At 65.4% G+C, this 15403-nt stretch carries 17 protein-coding genes; 12 read left to right on the plus strand and 5 right to left on the minus strand.

All coding sequences use genetic code 11. From position 1 onward, the window contains the following. Positions 1 to 49: 49 nt before the first annotated feature. Positions 50 to 763: an SDR family oxidoreductase gene (bdcA, locus tag AX724_RS02950; RefSeq protein WP_066763392.1), complete on the plus strand. Its 714-nt coding sequence runs from the start codon at positions 50 to 52 to the stop codon at positions 761 to 763. 109 nt (positions 764 to 872) lie between these two features. On the opposite strand, the gene AX724_RS02955 is transcribed toward bdcA, so the two are convergent. From AX724_RS02955 to AX724_RS02970, 4 genes are all read right to left on the minus strand, one after another. Next, a complete protein-coding gene (locus tag AX724_RS02955) occupies positions 873 to 2255 on the minus strand; it encodes an amidohydrolase (protein WP_066763395.1) in 1383 nt (460 codons plus the stop codon). Positions 2256 to 2384: 129 nt separating this feature from the next. After that, positions 2385 to 2936 (minus strand): opacity protein, encoded by a 552-nt coding sequence (locus tag AX724_RS02960; protein WP_066763397.1) that lies wholly within the window; start codon positions 2934 to 2936, stop codon positions 2385 to 2387. 134 nt (positions 2937 to 3070) lie between these two features. Further along, the gene (locus AX724_RS02965) at positions 3071 to 3862 is read right to left on the minus strand and encodes a 3-hydroxybutyrate dehydrogenase (RefSeq protein ID WP_066763399.1); all 792 of its coding nucleotides are present in this window, start codon (positions 3860 to 3862) and stop codon (positions 3071 to 3073) included. Then, positions 3859 to 5052 (minus strand): DUF3734 domain-containing protein, encoded by a 1194-nt coding sequence (locus AX724_RS02970; RefSeq protein ID WP_066763400.1) that lies wholly within the window; start codon positions 5050 to 5052, stop codon positions 3859 to 3861. The genes AX724_RS02965 and AX724_RS02970 overlap by 4 nt, the downstream gene beginning before the upstream one ends. A 145-nt stretch (positions 5053 to 5197) precedes the next feature. On the opposite strand from AX724_RS02970, the gene ypfJ reads away from it, so the two are divergent. Both ypfJ and AX724_RS23235 read left to right on the plus strand, forming a co-directional pair. Then, positions 5198 to 6079 carry a KPN_02809 family neutral zinc metallopeptidase gene (gene ypfJ, locus AX724_RS02975; RefSeq protein ID WP_066763402.1) on the plus strand — a complete coding sequence of 294 codons (882 nt, stop codon included), beginning with the start codon at positions 5198 to 5200 and terminating at the stop codon, positions 6077 to 6079. Between the two features lie 9 nt (positions 6080 to 6088). Next, positions 6089 to 6229: a hypothetical protein gene (locus tag AX724_RS23235; RefSeq protein WP_156447982.1), complete on the plus strand. Its 141-nt coding sequence runs from the start codon at positions 6089 to 6091 to the stop codon at positions 6227 to 6229. A 56-nt stretch (positions 6230 to 6285) separates the two neighbouring features. Here the strand turns inward: AX724_RS23235 and AX724_RS02980 are convergent, their stop codons facing one another. Beyond that, complete coding sequence (locus AX724_RS02980) at positions 6286 to 6474, minus strand: hypothetical protein (protein ID WP_066763404.1); 189 nt, start codon at positions 6472 to 6474, stop codon at positions 6286 to 6288. 87 nt (positions 6475 to 6561) lie between these two features. On the opposite strand from AX724_RS02980, the gene AX724_RS02985 reads away from it, so the two are divergent. From AX724_RS02985 to AX724_RS03025, 9 genes are all read left to right on the plus strand, one after another. Next, positions 6562 to 9264, plus strand: coding sequence for a bifunctional [glutamine synthetase] adenylyltransferase/[glutamine synthetase]-adenylyl-L-tyrosine phosphorylase (locus AX724_RS02985; protein WP_066763406.1), 2703 nt, complete (start codon positions 6562 to 6564; stop codon positions 9262 to 9264). Further along, positions 9248 to 9712: a thioredoxin-dependent thiol peroxidase gene (gene bcp, locus AX724_RS02990; protein WP_066763407.1), complete on the plus strand. Its 465-nt coding sequence runs from the start codon at positions 9248 to 9250 to the stop codon at positions 9710 to 9712. The genes AX724_RS02985 and bcp overlap by 17 nt, the downstream gene beginning before the upstream one ends. Further along, positions 9712 to 10518, plus strand: a complete 807-nt coding sequence (locus tag AX724_RS02995; RefSeq protein ID WP_197421456.1) for a ferritin-like domain-containing protein — start codon at positions 9712 to 9714, stop codon at positions 10516 to 10518. Before bcp ends, AX724_RS02995 begins: the two co-directional genes overlap by 1 nt. Before the next feature lie 108 nt (positions 10519 to 10626). Next, positions 10627 to 11355, plus strand: a complete 729-nt coding sequence (locus AX724_RS03000; RefSeq protein WP_082733382.1) for a M23 family metallopeptidase — start codon at positions 10627 to 10629, stop codon at positions 11353 to 11355. An 82-nt stretch (positions 11356 to 11437) separates the two neighbouring features. After that, complete coding sequence (gene erpA / locus AX724_RS03005) at positions 11438 to 11764, plus strand: iron-sulfur cluster insertion protein ErpA (RefSeq protein ID WP_066763413.1); 327 nt, start codon at positions 11438 to 11440, stop codon at positions 11762 to 11764. Positions 11765 to 11878: 114 nt separating this feature from the next. Further along, entirely contained in the window at positions 11879 to 12655 is a 777-nt protein-coding gene (gene xth, locus AX724_RS03010) for an exodeoxyribonuclease III (RefSeq protein WP_066763415.1), read from the plus strand. 63 nt (positions 12656 to 12718) lie between these two features. Then, complete coding sequence (locus AX724_RS03015; protein ID WP_066763417.1) at positions 12719 to 13252, plus strand: DUF2239 family protein; 534 nt, start codon at positions 12719 to 12721, stop codon at positions 13250 to 13252. A 109-nt stretch (positions 13253 to 13361) separates the two neighbouring features. Beyond that, on the plus strand, positions 13362 to 13730 hold the full coding sequence (locus AX724_RS03020) for a BlaI/MecI/CopY family transcriptional regulator (RefSeq protein ID WP_066763421.1): 369 nt from the start codon (positions 13362 to 13364) through the stop codon (positions 13728 to 13730). Continuing rightward, positions 13727 to 15400, plus strand: a complete 1674-nt coding sequence (locus tag AX724_RS03025) for a M56 family metallopeptidase (RefSeq protein ID WP_066763423.1) — start codon at positions 13727 to 13729, stop codon at positions 15398 to 15400. The genes AX724_RS03020 and AX724_RS03025 overlap by 4 nt, the downstream gene beginning before the upstream one ends. Positions 15401 to 15403 lie beyond the last annotated feature (3 nt).

The following is a 15403-nucleotide window of genomic DNA, read 5'->3' on the forward strand; positions in this document are numbered from 1 at the left end:
TTCGGCGTTATACATAGCGACTGCTACAAAATTCTCAAGGAAGGCTCCCATGACTGACTTCTCATCCAAAAAGGCACTCGTCATCGGCGGCAGCCGCGGCATCGGCGCGGCGATCGTGCGCCGGTTCGCGGCGGATGGCGCGCACGTGACTTTCACCTATTCGGGATCGCATGATGCGGCGCAGGCGCTGGCGGCGGAGACCGGCGCCACTGCCGTCCGCTCCGACGCCGCCGACCGCCAACAGGTAATCGACGTGGTGGCGGCGCAGGGGCCGCTCGACATCTTGGTGGTGAATGCCGGCGTCGCGATCATTGGCGATCCGCTCAGCTTCGATTCCGATGCGGTGGACAGGATGATCGACATCAACGTCCGCGCGCCTTATCACGCGTCTGTCGAAGCCGCGCGGCAGATGCCCGATGGCGGCCGCATCATCGTGATCGGATCGATCAACGGCGATCGCACGGGCTTTGCCGGGGCGGCGGCCTACTCGCTCACCAAGTCAGCCTTGCAGGGCATGGCGCGGGGTCTGGCCCGTGACTTCGGGGACCGGGGCATCACGGTGAACATTGTACAGCCCGGCCCGATCGACACCGACATGAACCCGGCCGACGGCGAAATCGCCGAAATCGTCAAGCCCTTCCTGGCGATCAAGCGCTATGGCCACGCCGAAGAGGTTGCCGGACTGACCGCCTATCTTGCCGGTCCCGAAGCGTCCTACGTCACTGGCGCGATGCACACGATCGACGGCGGTTTCGGGGCGTGAGCCCGTCGCTCGCCGGTCCAGCCTGAGGCGCGGAGCTTCATGGGCGTCGCCCTCAGTCCCTGGACCCCGGCCTGCGCCGGGGTCCAGGATGCCGGGCTGGCCTCGTATCTCAGTCCTTCTTCAATATATCGAGCGCCAGCACGGTCATCGCCTCGCTCGCCGTGGCGATGACCTGATCGGCCTGCGGCGCCCAGAAAGGACTGTGGAGCGAGGGCAGGGTGGCCTGGCCCGCCTTTGCCGCCGCCATCTTGTCGGCCGGAACGCCGCCGACCCAGAAGATGAAGCTGTTGATGCTCTTGTCCGCCCGATAGAAGCGGCCAAAATCTTCGCCACCCATCACCGCTGGCGTCTTCACCACGCGGCCTTCGGGGAAATGGGCTTTCAGCAATCCTGCCATCTGCTCGGCGAATTCAGGCGGGTTGTATGTCGACGGGGTGAATTCATCCTTCACCGTCACCACCGGCATCCGATCGTCCGGCATGCCCGCGGCAATGGCTTCTCCGCGTGAGATGCGCTTGATCCCCTCGATCAGCTTGGCGCGGGTTTCGTCCGAATAGCTGCGCACGGTCAGCAGCAGCTTCGCGTCGTCGGGGATGATATTGTGCTTGGCCCCGCCCTGGAAGCTGCCGACCGTCACCACCGCAGGGTCTTGCGGCTCCTGTTCGCGGCTGACCAGCGTCTGAAGGCTGGTCACGATCCGCGCGCCCAGCACGATGGGATCGCGCGTCGTTTGCGGATAGGCGCCATGGCCGCCCACGCCCTTCACGTCGATGTCGACGCTGTCAACATTGGCGAGCGCATAGCCCGGCGTGTATCCGATCTGGCCTGCGACCAGGTTCGCGGCATCGTGGAAAGCAAGGGCGTGGGTCGGGCGCGGGAAGCGGGTATAAAGTCCGTCCTCCAGCATGTCGCGCGCGCCTTTGCCCACTTCTTCTGCGGGCTGAAGGATCATGACGAGCGTGCCCTCCCACTCCTTTTTCCGTGCCGCGAGCAGCTTGGCCGTTTCGATGAAGGCGGTCATGTGGGTGTCATGGCCGCAGGCATGCATGACGCCGGTCTCCACGCCCTCAGGCGTCTTGGTGCGTACCTTCGACGCGAAATCGAGCCCGGTCTGCTCCACCACAGGCAGCCCATCCATGTCGGCGCGGATCAGCAGAACGGGGCCGGACCCGTTTTTGAGCACCGCAACGACCCCCGTGCCGCCCACCTTTTCCGTTACGTCGAACTTCAGTGCACGCAGCCGCTTCGCCAGCTTGGCAGCGGTGTTCACCTCCTGCAGGGACAGTTCCGGATTGGCATGGAGATCGCGATAGAGCGTCATCAGGCCGTCCATATCCTTGGCTATGGCAGCGCCGATTTCGCTTTGCGGCGCGGCTGCGGGCTGCGGCGCCTGCCCGGCCGGCATGGGCGTCTGGTTCTGGGCTGCCGGCGTCTGGGCGGCGGCGGACGATAGGCTGGCGGCGGCCAGAACGGCCGTGAGCGCATGGCGCATGTTCGATTGTCTCCCTTGCTGGCCGCCATGATAAAAGGAAAAGCGCGCGCGAAAAGGGGCAAAAGAAAAGGCCCGCTTCCTTGCGGAAACGGGCCTCCTGCTATGTACCGGAATGTACCGGTGTGCCGATCAGAGGTGGAACACCAGACCGGCCATCGGGCGGAAGCTGTCCCAGTCATAGGTGTCGACCTGGAAGCGGACGCGCACGCCGCTGTTGCCGGTGATGCCGCCAAGGCCGATGTCCTTCGGGCCAACCTCAACGCCTGCACCGTACATCCAGTCCTTGCGGTCGGGCCAGCCGCCCTTGCCGTTGACCCACTGATAGCCGGCCGACGCGTAAATCAGGCCGCTTTCACCGGCGCGCGCGCCGAAACGGCCCTTGACGCCATATTCCCAGTCGATGTCGCTAAAGCCCTTGGTGGCGTTACCTTCCACGCCGACGAAGACCGGGCCGAGCGGCACGTTCACGCCCGCGATGCCGCTGATCAGCGCGCCGTTCATGATGGTTTCGCCAGGAATGCGGCCGAACTCGCTGCCGCGATCGAATGTGTGATAACCACCGAGCACGCCGACATAGGGCTCAATGCCGAAGGCGTCGGTGCCGTCGGGCGCGGTTTCCTGCGCGAAGGCAGCCGAGGGCAGCGCGGCAATCGCCGCGGCGGCGAAGAGGAATTTTTTCATGATGAAATCCTGCGAAGTTTAGTTTGCGTTTGCAGGGAGCTTAACCCGTAGCAATCTTCGCGGGTTTCCTCTGTCTCGCTAAAATCTCGCTGCGTTGCAAAAAAGCCACGGAAACTTTCTGGAAGATGAACGGCTTACTGAGCCGTCCACCCCCCATCGATGCTGAGATTGGCGCCCGTTACCTGCGCCGCCGCGTCGCTGCAAAGGTAGAGGGCGGTGGCCGCGACCTGTTCGGCCGTCACGAACTGCTTGGTCGGCTGACCTGCGAGCAGCACATCGTTCATCACCTGCTCGCGCGTCATGTTCCGCGCCTTCATCGTGTCGGGAATCTGGTTCTCCACCAGCGGGGTCCAGACATAGCCGGGTGAAATGCAGTTGGCAGTGATGCCGAATGTCGCGACTTCCAGCGCCACCGTCTTGGTGAAGCCGGCAAGGCCATGCTTCGCGGTCACATAGGCCGACTTGAAGGGCGAGGCGACGAGCGAGTGGGCCGATGCGGTCTGGATGATCCTCCCCCACTTCTTCTCCTTCATATGGGGAATGGCGAGCCGCGTCGTATGGAAGGCGGCGTTGAGGTTCAGCGCGATGATGAGGTCCCATTTGTCGAGCGGGAATTCCTCCACCGGGGCGACATGCTGCATGCCCGCATTGTTGATGAGGATGTCGACGCCGCCGAAGGTGTCCGCGGCTTCCTTCATCATCGCCTCGATCTGGTCGACCTTGGTCAGATCGTGGCCCGAATAGAGCGCCTTGGCCCCGGACAGGTCCTCCAGCCCGACGCGTTCCCTTTCGATCGCCGCCGCATCGCCGAAGCCGTTGATGACGATGTTCGCGCCTTCCCCGGCCAGCGCCTTGGCATAGGCAAGCCCGATGCCGGAGGTGGAACCGGTGATGAGGGCCGTCTTGCCGGCGAGGGACTTGCTCATGCGCTCTTCTCCTTGAGATGATCCGGTGCGTCGAGGTCGAAGGTCGCGCTTTTGCCGTCGAGGATGTTGCGGGCGATGAGATCACCCTTGTGCATCACTTCCTCCACCGCCTCGCGGCCCTGACTCCAGTGGTCGAGCATGGTCGACCGGGAAAATTCGAAATCCTTCGCGCCGCTTTCCCAGTTCCGCGAGCGGTAGATGAGATGGACGATGTTGACCGACGCGCAATCCAGCATTCCGCTGAGGCGCAGCGCGTCGGGATCGTTGCGCAGGTTCGGCGGCAGCTTGTCGAGCAGAGCCTTGATCGCGCCATGTTCCCGCCGCAGCCGCAGATACTGGTCCGTCACCTGCCGGGTGCGGCTGCTATATTGAATATCCTTCATCCGGGAATAGACGTCGGTCATCTGCCGCGGCATCGGCCCTTCGGCGGGGAACAGATCGACCTGGAACACCAGCATGTCGTCGGTCTGGTGGTTGAGGACATGGGAAAGCGGCGTGTTCGATACGATGCCGCCGTCCCAGTACCAGCGCCCGTCAATCTCTATGGGCGGCAGGCCGGGCGGCAGAGCGCCGGACGCCATGATATGCCGCGCGTCGATCCGCGTGTTGCCGCCGGGCCCGCGCGTGTCCCAATAGGCGAAATTGCCGGTCTCCACGTCCACCGCGCCGACTGAAAGCCGTACCGGCCCGTCGTTCAGCAGATCCCAGTCGATGCAGGCGTCCAGCGTGTCCTTGAGCGGGGCGCTGTCGTAGAAGCTGATCGCGCCCGGCGTCCCTTCGGGCATCAGCGCCGCGGGCCACAAGCGCGGTCGGAACATGCCCGGCACGCCGAAGGTTGCGACGGTGGCGGCGGCACCCAGATGCGCAGCTTCGCGGATCGGGTCGAAATCGGGCAGGATGACGTTGGGCATCCCGCCCGACAGGGTGTACCAGAATTTTTTCAGGCGGCTGATCCGGCGATGCGGCGGATTGCCGGCGATGATGGCCGCGTTGGCCGCGCCGATGGAAATGCCCGCGACCCAGCTGACGTCGATCCCCAGTTCATCGAGCCGTTCATAGACGCCCGATTGGAAGGAGCCCAGCGCGCCGCCGCCCTGCAGCAGCAGGGCGACCTCCCGGGGGAGGGGCAACGGCGTTCGCGCGCGGCGCGGTGGCGCGGGGTCTGCGGGATGCGGTTCGATGTCAGCCATGATGCAGTGCAATATAGACTCTCGGTGCCTCATTCCAACTTAAACTCTGGTAACAAATCGCTGCCGACCGCAACCTTCCGTCAACCCGGCGGTTCCCCTCCACGCCTGGATCGCTTAGGAAACGATCGCGAAAGGGGAAGGCGGCATGCGGCTCGACGACGAACAGGAAAGCACTCATTATGAGGTGCAGGACGGACGCGGCGGTGGCGGCCTAGGCGGCGGGCTGGGCGGTGGCCTGGGCATGTTGCTGCCGCTGGTTGGCAGCCGGTTCGGCTGCGGCGGGATTGTGGTCGTGCTCATCATCATGGCGGTCATGGGGATGAACCCCCTCAGCCTGATCGGCGGGGGCGGCGGCGGGCAGCAGGTCCAGAGCGAGCGGCCCAAGGTGCAAGATCTGTCGGATGTGCAGCGCGTGTCCCTGAAGGTGCTGGGATCGACGGAGCGGCGCTGGAGCGACATCTTTCGGGCGGAAGGGCAGGAATATCCGCCGCCCACGCTCGTTTTCTACCGCCAGAACGGCCAGTCGGGCTGTGGCGCTGCGATGTCCGCCATGGGCCCCTTCTATTGTCCCGCCGACCAGCGCATCTATCTCGACACGGATTTCTTCGACGAGATGAAGACTCGCTTCAACGCGCCGGGCGACTTCCCGATCGGCTATATCATCGCGCATGAGGTCGGCCATCATATCCAGACCATCACCGGCGAAGCCGACCGAATCCGCAAGGCGCAGCAGCGCGCTTCGGAGGCCGAGGGCAATGCGCTTCAGGTGAAGATGGAATTACAGGCCGACTGCTATGCCGGCGTGTGGGCCGCGCGCGACACCAATCTTATGGAAGCGGGCGACCTTGAGGAAGGGATGCGCGCGGCCGAGGCGATCGGCGACGATACGTTGCAAAAAGCGGCCGGGCGGCGGCCGGTGCCGGAAAGCTTTACCCATGGCACCAGCGCGCAGCGTATGGAATGGCTGCGCAAGGGCCTGTCGACCGGAGACCCCGCGCAGTGCGACACGTTCAGGGGCGCGATCTGAACGCGGTTAGTGTCGGAATTTTGGAAGGGGCTTGCCGCCTGCATTCCCGGCATCACCGGCGTGCCCGCACCAACGCGCATGGCGACGATCGGCGATGACATGCACGGCGGCGGCGAACCGGTCATGCAGCAGGACGGGCTTTCAGATTAGGGTACCGCGACAGCGACCTTTTGGCCGATCCAGGGCGATTAAACGCCCGCCGAGCCTTAGTGCCGATCCAGTTTGGCGAGCAACGCCATCATGTCGTCCGGTAACGACTCCCGACCCGGCGCATAGGTGGACCGCAATGCATTGCCCACGCCCTCATAGGGCGCAGGCACGCGCACGGTCACCAGACGACCGTTTCCGTCGCGCGCCATGGCCGATCGGCCGAGGGGTTTGCGTTGCATTTCCATAGTCCCTGAACGGCCAAGTGCCGCAAAAGTTTCTGGCATTGCGCTACTGCCCGCGCAATAGCCCCGTCATATAACGGAGAGGCTGGCGTGACGGACTGGTTAAAAACCGAGGCAAGGATCAGGGCGCATTCGCCTTTCCTGGCGCGCGCGCTCGATCGATTTCCCACCGTCAGGTCGCGGCTGGAGGAAGCGGATTTCGATGGCGCGTTCGATGCCGCGCATGACGCCGCCATGCCGGAGGACGGCGTGGCGCGATCGCTGCGAAAACGGCGCGGCGCTATCGCGCTTGCGGTTGCGGCGGCTGATCTTGCAGGCGCATGGGATCTTGATCGCGTCACCCGCGCCCTGTCGGATTTTGCGGACGACGCGCTGGAGGAGGCGCTCGCCACGGCCATGCGCGAACGCTATCCCGATGCGGAGCACAGGGGGTTCGTGGTGCTGGCGCTGGGCAAGCATGGCAGCCGCGAACTCAATTATTCGTCCGATATCGATCCGATCCTGCTCTACGATCCCCATACCCTGCCGCATGGCGGGCGGGAGGATGTCGCCGACGCCGCCGTTCGCATCGGACGGCGGGTCAGCGAACTGCTGAGCGCGCGGGACGGTGACGGTTACGTCTTTCGCGTCGACCTGCGCCTGCGTCCCTCGCCTGAAGCGACGCCCATCGCGCTGCCGGTGGACGCGGCGATCGGCTATTATGAATCGACGGCGCTCGGCTGGGAGCAGGCGGCCTTCATTCGCGCCCGGCCGGCGGCCGGGGACAAGCAACTGGGCGACTATTTCCTGCGCCAGATTCGCCCCTTCGTGTGGCGAAGGAGCCTGGATTTCGGCGCGATCGACGCGATCGTCGACATCAGCCGCCGCATCCGCGACCATTATGCGCAGGGGCAGGCGCTGGGGCCTGGATATGACCTGAAACGCGGCCGTGGCGGCATAAGGGAGGTCGAATTCTTCGCCCAGGTGCATCAGCTCATCCACGGCGGACGCGACCCCTCGCTACGATCGGGCAACACCCGGCAGGCGCTGCGGGCGCTTGCCGAAGCCGGCGTCATGGAGCGCGAAATAGCGACGCGGCTGGACGAGGCCTATGCCCTCTTCCGCACGGTCGAACACCGCCTCCAGATGGTGGAGGACCGGCAGACGCACGAACTGCCCAAATCGCCGGACGCGCTCGACAATGTGGCGCGGCTGCATGGTCTGGACGATGGGACGGCGCTCATCGATCTGCTGCGCCCGCATGTCGAGTGGGTGGGACGCAACTATGACCGCCTGACGCCGGAAAAGGAGGACGGATCCCTCTCGAACGATGAAGAGCGGCTGAAGGCGCAACTTGTCGATATGGGCTTTGCCGATCCGGACACGCCGCTGGCGCGGATCGGGCGTTGGCGGGGCGGCACGATTCGCGCCCTGCGCAGCGCGGCGTCGCGCGACGCGTTGGAGGCGCTGCTGCCCGACCTGATGCGCGCCCTGGCCCGTGCGCCCGATCCGTCCCGCGCGCTTAACCGTCTGGACGACATGATCGGCCGCCTGCCGAGCGCGATCAACTTCTTCAAGCTGCTCGCCGCCCGACCTGCGCTGGTGGCGCTGCTGGCGGAAATATTGAGCCATGCCCCCACGCTCGCAGACGCGCTCGGGCGACGGGCGGAACTGCTCGACGGGCTGATCGACGCTTCCGCTTTCGATCCGCCGCCGCCGGTGCCCCGGCTCGCCGCGCAATTCGCCGCGCTGGAACCGGGCGAGGATTATCAGGCGCTGCTGGACCGGGTGCGTCAGCGGGTCAACGACCGCCGCTTCGCGCTGGGCGCGCAGATCATCCGGGGCGGCGATCCGATCGAGGCGGGCAGGGGCTATGGCCGGGTTGCCGAAGCGGCGATCGAGGCGCTCGGCGCTGCGACCGTCACGGAGTTCGAGAAGGCTCATGGCAAGGTGCCGGGCGGGGAACTGCTGATCTTGGCGCTGGGGCGCATGGGGGGCGGGGTACTCACCCATGCCTCGGATCTTGATCTTGTCTATCTCTTCACCGGCGACTTCTCGACCGAAAACGACGGGCCCAAACCGCTCGGCGCCACCCAATATTTCAACCGTCTGGCGCAGCGCATCACCAACGCCCTGTCGGTCCCGACGGCGTCCGGCCCGCTCTATGAAGTGGACACGCGGCTGCGGCCATCGGGCGCGCAGGGATTGCTGGCGGTCAGTCTCGACAGCTTCGCCCGCTATCAGCGGGAAGAAGCCTGGACCTGGGAGCATCTGGCGCTGACCCGCGCGCGTCCGGTGTTCGGATCGGCACCGGCGCGCGCGGCGCTCCACGCCGTGCTGGCGGAAACGCTGCAGCGCCCGCGCGACGTCGACATGCTGGCGCGCCAGGCAGTGAAGATGCGCGGCGACATTGCGCGTCACAAGCCGCCCGCCAGCAATCTCGACGTGAAGCTGGTGCCCGGCGGCCTGATTGACCTCGAATTCCTGATCCACGTCATGCAGTTCCGTCACCGGATGGCGTTTGATCCGGACCTGTCGGTGGCGCTGGCGGAACTGGTCGCGGCCGGCCATCTGCCCCCGGAACTGGTAGCGGCGCACGACCTCATCACTCGCTTCCTCGTTGTCTCGCGCCTCGTTTCGCCCAAATCGACCGAGCCGCCCGAAGCCACCCGGCCGCTGGTCGCGCGTGCCTGCGGCGCGCAATGTTGGGACGGCCTGCTTGAAAGCTACGCCAAGGCGCGGCAATGCGTCGGGGAAAGCTGGGGCGCGCTGGCCGCCCCCTATCAGGAGGCCCAAGATGCTGGAACAGGGTGATCCCATCCCTGCGGTGACGCTCAAGGACGCGGACGGCGTGGATTTCACGCTGGACGCCTATCGCGGCAAGCCGCTGGTCGTCTATTTCTACCCCAAGGCCGACACGCCCGGCTGCACCAACGAGGCGAAGGATTTCACGGCGCTGGCGGATGAATATGCGGCGGCCGGTGTGCCGGTGATCGGCGTTTCCAAGGACAAGCCCGCCAAGCTCAAGAAATTCGCCGACAAATACGGGCTTTCCGTCATCCTCGCGTCGGATGAGGAGCAGGGCGCGGCGTGCGAGGCTTTCGGCACATGGGTCGAAAAATCGCTCTATGGCCGCAAATATATGGGCATTGAACGGGCAACCTTCCTCTTCGACGCGGGCGGCCATGTCGCGCGCGTCTGGCCCAAGGTGAAGGTGAAGGGCCATGCGCAGGAGGTGCTGGAGGCGGCGCAGGCGCTTTGATGCTACCCGCTTCCGTCGACAGCGTAGGCGCGGCCTGCGCCCATGTGCTGCTGACGCCCGACCCCTCGGCCAAGCTGAAGGCTGCCCGCGCCGTCGCACGCGCTTGGCGGCAGGGGCGGCTCGACGCCCGGTTCGATGCGGCGATGCCGGATCGTCCGGCGCGGCCTGCCCTGCCCGAACTGCTGCCGCCCAATCGGATGCCGAAGCGCGGGAAGATCGGGTCGGAGCGCGCCCGGACTGCGATGCTCCACGCGCTTGCTCATATCGAATTCGTCGCGATCGACCTGGCGTTCGACTTGGTCGGACGGTTCGGCCGCCAATTTCCCGATGCCTTCATCGACCAATGGATGCAGGTCGGCGCGGAGGAGGCGATGCATTTCGCGCTGCTTGACCGGCGCTTGCGGCAGATGGGCAGCCATTATGGCGCGCTCCCCGCGCATGACGGCTTGTGGCAGGCGGCGGAGGAAACCGCGACGGATGCGCTCGCCCGTCTCGCTATCGTGCCGATGGTGCTGGAGGCGCGCGCGCTCGATATCACGCCGGCGACGGTCGACCGGTTCGAAAGCGTCGGTGACCATGTCTCTGCGCGGATGCTGAGACGGATCATGGCGGACGAGATTCGGCATGTGTCGGCGGGGACGACATGGTTCAACTGGGCGACGAACCGACTGGGGATAGACTCCCCAAATCATTACCAAATCCTTGTGAAACGCCATTTTCGGGGTGGGCTGAAGGCGCCGTTCAACGCTTCGGCGCGTCGGCAGGCCGGTTTGACGGAAGAATATTACGCCGCGCTTGCAACATAAGGCGGGATTTGCACTTCTGCGCCCAGCGGGGGCGATGAAAGTCGCCAGAATTTGAACACGGGAAGCGCCGAGGGGCAACAGCCTCCGGTGACATAAGTCGGGGTCTGCATGTCGGTTCTTCAGTCGGTGAATGCTCGCGGGTTGCATTGGTTCCAGGTCGCGCGTCGGATTTCTCACATTCTGGGTGGTATCGGAATTGCCGGAGCGCTGTGCGCGGCTGTTCCGGCCCATGCCTCGGAAACCGATGACCCCTATGGCGACGCGTCGGAAGTGAATATGAGCCCTCTCGGGCCGTCCGATGTCGGCTTCTCCACCCTCTTCGCCAGCCTCCAGCGCATGGATGGACACGCAAAGACCGCCGCCTACATCCCGTCGGGCCGCCCGGTCGAAAAGCTCTCGCTCACCTCCAACTTCGGCGTCCGTTCCGATCCGTTCAACGGCGGCGCGCGCATGCACAAGGGCATCGACATTCCCGGCCCGGTGGGCACGCCGATCCATGCCACCGCCGACGGCATCGTCAGCCGTTCGGGCTGGGCCAGCGGCTACGGTAATCTCGTCCAGATCTCGCACGGCAGCGGCATGGAAACGCGTTACGGCCACATGTCGAAGCTGCTGGTCGCCGAAAACAGCTTTGTGAAGCGCGGCCAGATCATCGGCCTCATGGGGTCCACCGGCCGTTCGACCGGCAGCCACCTTCATTATGAAGTCCGCGTGGACGGCGCGGCGATCAACCCGATGCCTTTCGTGACCGGCCCCGACTATCTGGTGGCGATGAACACGAAGCCCCCGGTCGCCATGGGCGGCCCGACCAAGGCGGAGGAAAAGGCCGTCGATTGACGCATCTTTTCGCCTCAACTTTCGCAAAGGCCCGGCAGCACCGCTTGCCGGGCCTTTTGCATGATCCTATCTAGGCACCATCATGGCCGATATCGATCTCACCTCTTCCGCCGCCGCCCGTGTGGCGACCATTGCCGCCAAGCAGGGCAAGCCCGCCATCCTGCGCCTGTCGGTGGAAGGGGGCGGCTGTTCGGGCTTTCAATACCGGTTCGGCCTCGCCGACAGCGTGGAACCCGACGACCTGTCGGTGCAACGTGACGGCGTGACGCTGGTGGTGGACGATGTCAGCATCGATCTGGTGCGCGGGTCCGCCGTCGATTTCGTGTCGGATCTTGCCGGTGCGGCGTTCAAGGTCACGAACCCCAACGCCACCGCCGGATGCGGATGCGGGACGAGCTTTTCGGTATAATCGCCTGGAATTTTCTTCGTCACCTCAGTGAAGGCTGGGTCTCACTTTACCTCTCGCAATGCTGAAGGCAGTGAGAGGCCAGCCTGTGCTGGCATGACGGAAGGAAATACGGGAATGCGCATCGCGACCTTCAACATCAACGGCATCAAGGCGCGCCTGCCGCGCCTGCTGGAATGGCTGGACGAAACGCGGCCAGACATTGCCTGCCTTCAGGAAATCAAGACCAGCGACGATACTTTCCCGGCCAAGGATATCGAGGCCGCAGGCTATGGCGCGATCTGGCACGGGCAAAAGGGTTTCAACGGTGTCGCCATCCTGGCGCGCGGCGAAACGCCGGTGGAGGTGCGCCGGGGTCTGGAGGGCGAGCCGGAGGACGAGCATAGCCGTTACCTTGAGGCTGACGTGAAGGGCGTGCGCGTTGCCTCCATCTACCTGCCGAACGGCAATCCGCAGCCCGGCCCCAAATTCGACTATAAGCTGCGCTGGATGAAGCGATTGCGTACACGCGCCGCGGAAATCTGGGCGGAAGAAGTGCCGGCGATCCTTGCGGGCGATTACAATGTCATCCCGCGCGACGTCGACACCTATTCGGTCAAGGCGATGGCGGACGACGCGCTGATGCAGCCGGAAAGCCGCGCAGCCTATCGCCGCCTGCTGGGCGATGGCTGGACCGACGCCATCCTGTCGCGGCACCCCGCCGGCGGGGTCTGGACCTTCTGGGACTATCAGATGAACGCCTGGCCGCGCGACGCGGGTTTCCGCATTGACCATCTGTTGCTCAGCCCCGCTGCCGCCGACCGGCTGATCGACGCGCAGGTTGATCGCGAATTTCGCGGCCGGGAAAAGGCGAGCGACCACGCGCCGACCTGGGTCGAACTCCGGCCGCAATAATTATCCGGGTAATATTGACTAAGTTTTATCCGGATAATAATGCCATGCCGAAGGAGATTCGACATGGAACGGACATTGACGGCTTTTGCAGGGGATATGTGGATCGCCACGGGCGATGAAGCGGAAGTGCGGGAAGCGGTGCGCGCGATGGGCGAGGACGCGCAGGCCGTGCTGCTCTTCGACGACAGGACCGGGCGACAGGTCGACATAGACTTGCGCGGCCCTTCCGAAACCGCGCCGCGCGGGCGCGGGCGCCCGAAACTGGGCGTCCAGCCGCGGGAGGTTACGCTGTTGCCGCGTCAGTGGGACTGGCTGGCCCAGCAGCCGGGCGGCGCGTCCGCCACGTTGCGCCGCCTGGTCGACGCCGCGCGCAAGGCGGAAGCGACCGCGCCGTCGCCACGCGCCGCGAAGGATGCCGCCTATCATTTCCTCACTGCCATGGCGGGCGACCGGCCGCATTATGAAGCGGCGATCCGGGCGCTCTATGCCGGGGACGGGGCGCAGTTCGACTCGCTTTGCGCCGACTGGCCCTCCGGCATTCGCGATCATGGGCGCGCGCTCGCCGCTCCGGCCTTCGACATGCAAGCGGCAGGATAAGAGTCATCTTTAACATTGCCCCACCTGCAACGGACAAGCGGCAGGCTATTGACCACAACTGTAATCGATGCGACTACATATGTAGTTACAACGATCCGAGTCGAATCAGGTGAGCGAGAAGATCAGCGAAGCGGAACTGGTGGTGATGGAGGCGCTGTGGGAACAGTCGCCCTTGACCGCTGCCGAGGTCGCGGACCGCGTCACCCAGGATCGGGACTGGAGCGTCCAGACGGTAAAGACTCTGTTGTCGCGCCTGATGGCCAAGGATGTGATCGGGGCCGACCAGGACGGTCGCCGCTTCCTGTACCATCCCCTGGTTGCGCGCGACGATTATGTCGCGGGCGAATCCGGTCGGCTGGTGAACCGGCTGTTCGGCGGGCGGGTATCGCCGCTGGTAGCGCAGCTCGCCAGCCAGGATCAGTTGACGGCGGAAGATATCGCCGAGCTTGAGGAAATCCTGAAAGGGTTGAGATCATGAGCGTCTGGGTCGCCGAAACGCTGATCGCCACCACCTTGCTGATGGCGCTGGTCATGATGCTGCGGCGGCCGGTGGCCCGGTGGCTGGGTGCGGGCGCCGCCTACATGCTCTGGGCGCTGCCGCTCGCGCGCATGCTGATGCCCGCATTGCCCAGCGCGGTCGATCCTTCGCCGCTGCATCTGGCGGTGGACCAGGCGGGGCTGGCGGCGATGCTCGACGCCGCGCCCGCCGCGACCGTCGCCGCCGCAACGCCCGTTCCCGCCGAAGCCGCCTTTCCCTGGCTGGAGACCGGCATCACCCTCTGGTTCATCGGCATGCTGCTCTTTCTGCTGGTGCAGGCGATGGGCTATGCGCGCTTCCGCCGCCACATGCTGGATGGCGCGACCGATCTTGGCCAGGAAGGCCGCATCCGCCTCATCAACAGCCCCAATGCGTCAGGGCCGCTCGCCTTCGGCCTGTTCCGCCCCTATATCGTCCTGCCCACCGATTTCGGCCTGCGCTACGACGCGCAGGAACAGGATATGGCGATCGCGCATGAACGCGCCCACCATGAGCGTGGCGACCTGATCGCCAATATGGTCGCGCTCCTGCTGCTGGCGGTGCATTGGTGCAACCCGGTCGCCTGGCTTGCCTACCGCGCCTATCGCACGGATCAGGAAACCGCCTGCGACGCTCGCGTCCTTTCGCTTTACGGCCGCGAATCCGCCCATGCCTATGGCCGGGCTATCCTGAAGGCGGCGGGCGGACGACAATTCGCCGCCGCCTGCCATTTGACCCGCGTCACAGCTCTTAAAGGGAGGCTGAAAATGCTTTCGAACCACGACATGTCGCTGCGCCGGATCAGCTGGGGCATGGCCGCCGTCGCGCTCGTTACGGCGACCGGTCTCGCGCTCACCGCGTCCGGCACCCGCGCCGCGCAGCAGATGGCGGCCATCACTGATAAGGTCGAGGCCGCCGACTTCACGCGCCTCAAGAATTTGGTGGCGCAGCCCGCCGCCGCCAGCGTCGCGACTGCGGCTCCCGCCGGGTCGGCAACACCGGCAGCGCCTGCCGCCGCTGCCACCCCTGCATTGTCTTCGGCCCATGCCGATGCCTGGCCTGTCGCACCTGTCCCCCCGGTGGCCCCGGCCGCTGACATGATCGCCCCGGTTCCGCCAACGCCGCCGGCGCCGCCCAGCGTCCGGTCGGAAAAGAATCGGATCGTGGTCACGCATGCCGATGGTCGCGTCGAAACCCATGCCATCCCGACAGAGCGGGAGATCGCGCGAATGATGCCGGTGATCGACGTGCGCGAAGGCTGCGATGGCGGCAACGAGCAAATGACCAGCCATCGCGAATGGGTCGATGGCGACGGCAAGCGCCATGTCCGCGTGCGCATCTGCAACCGGGCGATCGAGGCGCAGGCGCACCGCGCCGAAAGGCAGGCCGAAGCGCAGAGCCGCCAAGCCGAAGCGCAGCGCCGTCAGGCCGAGGCGCAGGCCCGGCGGATGGAGATGATTGCCGAACGCGAAGCCGCGCGCGCCGAGCGGATGGGCAAGATCGCGGCGCGTCGCGGCCTGATGAACGCGCGCACGCAAATATTGAACGCGTCCCTGTCGCCGTCCGATCGGGACGAGGCGTTGCGCGACATCGATCGCGAAATCGCCGCGCTCGACCGCGACGACGACTGATTT

Source organism: Sphingobium sp. CCH11-B1, assembly GCF_001556865.1.
Taxonomy (GTDB): Bacteria; Pseudomonadota; Alphaproteobacteria; order Sphingomonadales; family Sphingomonadaceae; genus Sphingobium.

Excerpts from the sequence above, each read along its gene's own strand:
- AX724_RS02960 (WP_066763397.1), bottom strand. The coding sequence starts at position 2,936 with ATGAAAAAATTCCTCTTCGCCGCCGCGGCGATTGCCGCGCTGCCCTCG.
- AX724_RS03000 (WP_082733382.1), top strand. The coding sequence starts at position 10,627 with ATGTCGGTTCTTCAGTCGGTGAATGCTCGCGGGTTGCATTGGTTCCAG.
- erpA (WP_066763413.1), top strand. The coding sequence starts at position 11,438 with ATGGCCGATATCGATCTCACCTCTTCCGCCGCCGCCCGTGTGGCGACC.
- AX724_RS02995 (WP_197421456.1), top strand. The coding sequence starts at position 9,712 with ATGCTACCCGCTTCCGTCGACAGCGTAGGCGCGGCCTGCGCCCATGTG.
- xth (WP_066763415.1), top strand. The coding sequence starts at position 11,879 with ATGCGCATCGCGACCTTCAACATCAACGGCATCAAGGCGCGCCTGCCG.
- AX724_RS02980 (WP_066763404.1), bottom strand. The coding sequence starts at position 6,474 with ATGGAAATGCAACGCAAACCCCTCGGCCGATCGGCCATGGCGCGCGAC.
- AX724_RS02965 (WP_066763399.1), bottom strand. The coding sequence starts at position 3,862 with ATGAGCAAGTCCCTCGCCGGCAAGACGGCCCTCATCACCGGTTCCACC.
- AX724_RS03015 (WP_066763417.1), top strand. The coding sequence starts at position 12,719 with ATGGAACGGACATTGACGGCTTTTGCAGGGGATATGTGGATCGCCACG.
- AX724_RS03025 (WP_066763423.1), top strand. The coding sequence starts at position 13,727 with ATGAGCGTCTGGGTCGCCGAAACGCTGATCGCCACCACCTTGCTGATG.
- AX724_RS02970 (WP_066763400.1), bottom strand. The coding sequence starts at position 5,052 with ATGGCTGACATCGAACCGCATCCCGCAGACCCCGCGCCACCGCGCCGC.
- bdcA (WP_066763392.1), top strand. The coding sequence starts at position 50 with ATGACTGACTTCTCATCCAAAAAGGCACTCGTCATCGGCGGCAGCCGC.
- AX724_RS02955 (WP_066763395.1), bottom strand. The coding sequence starts at position 2,255 with ATGCGCCATGCGCTCACGGCCGTTCTGGCCGCCGCCAGCCTATCGTCC.
- bcp (WP_066763407.1), top strand. The coding sequence starts at position 9,248 with ATGCTGGAACAGGGTGATCCCATCCCTGCGGTGACGCTCAAGGACGCG.
- ypfJ (WP_066763402.1), top strand. The coding sequence starts at position 5,198 with ATGCGGCTCGACGACGAACAGGAAAGCACTCATTATGAGGTGCAGGAC.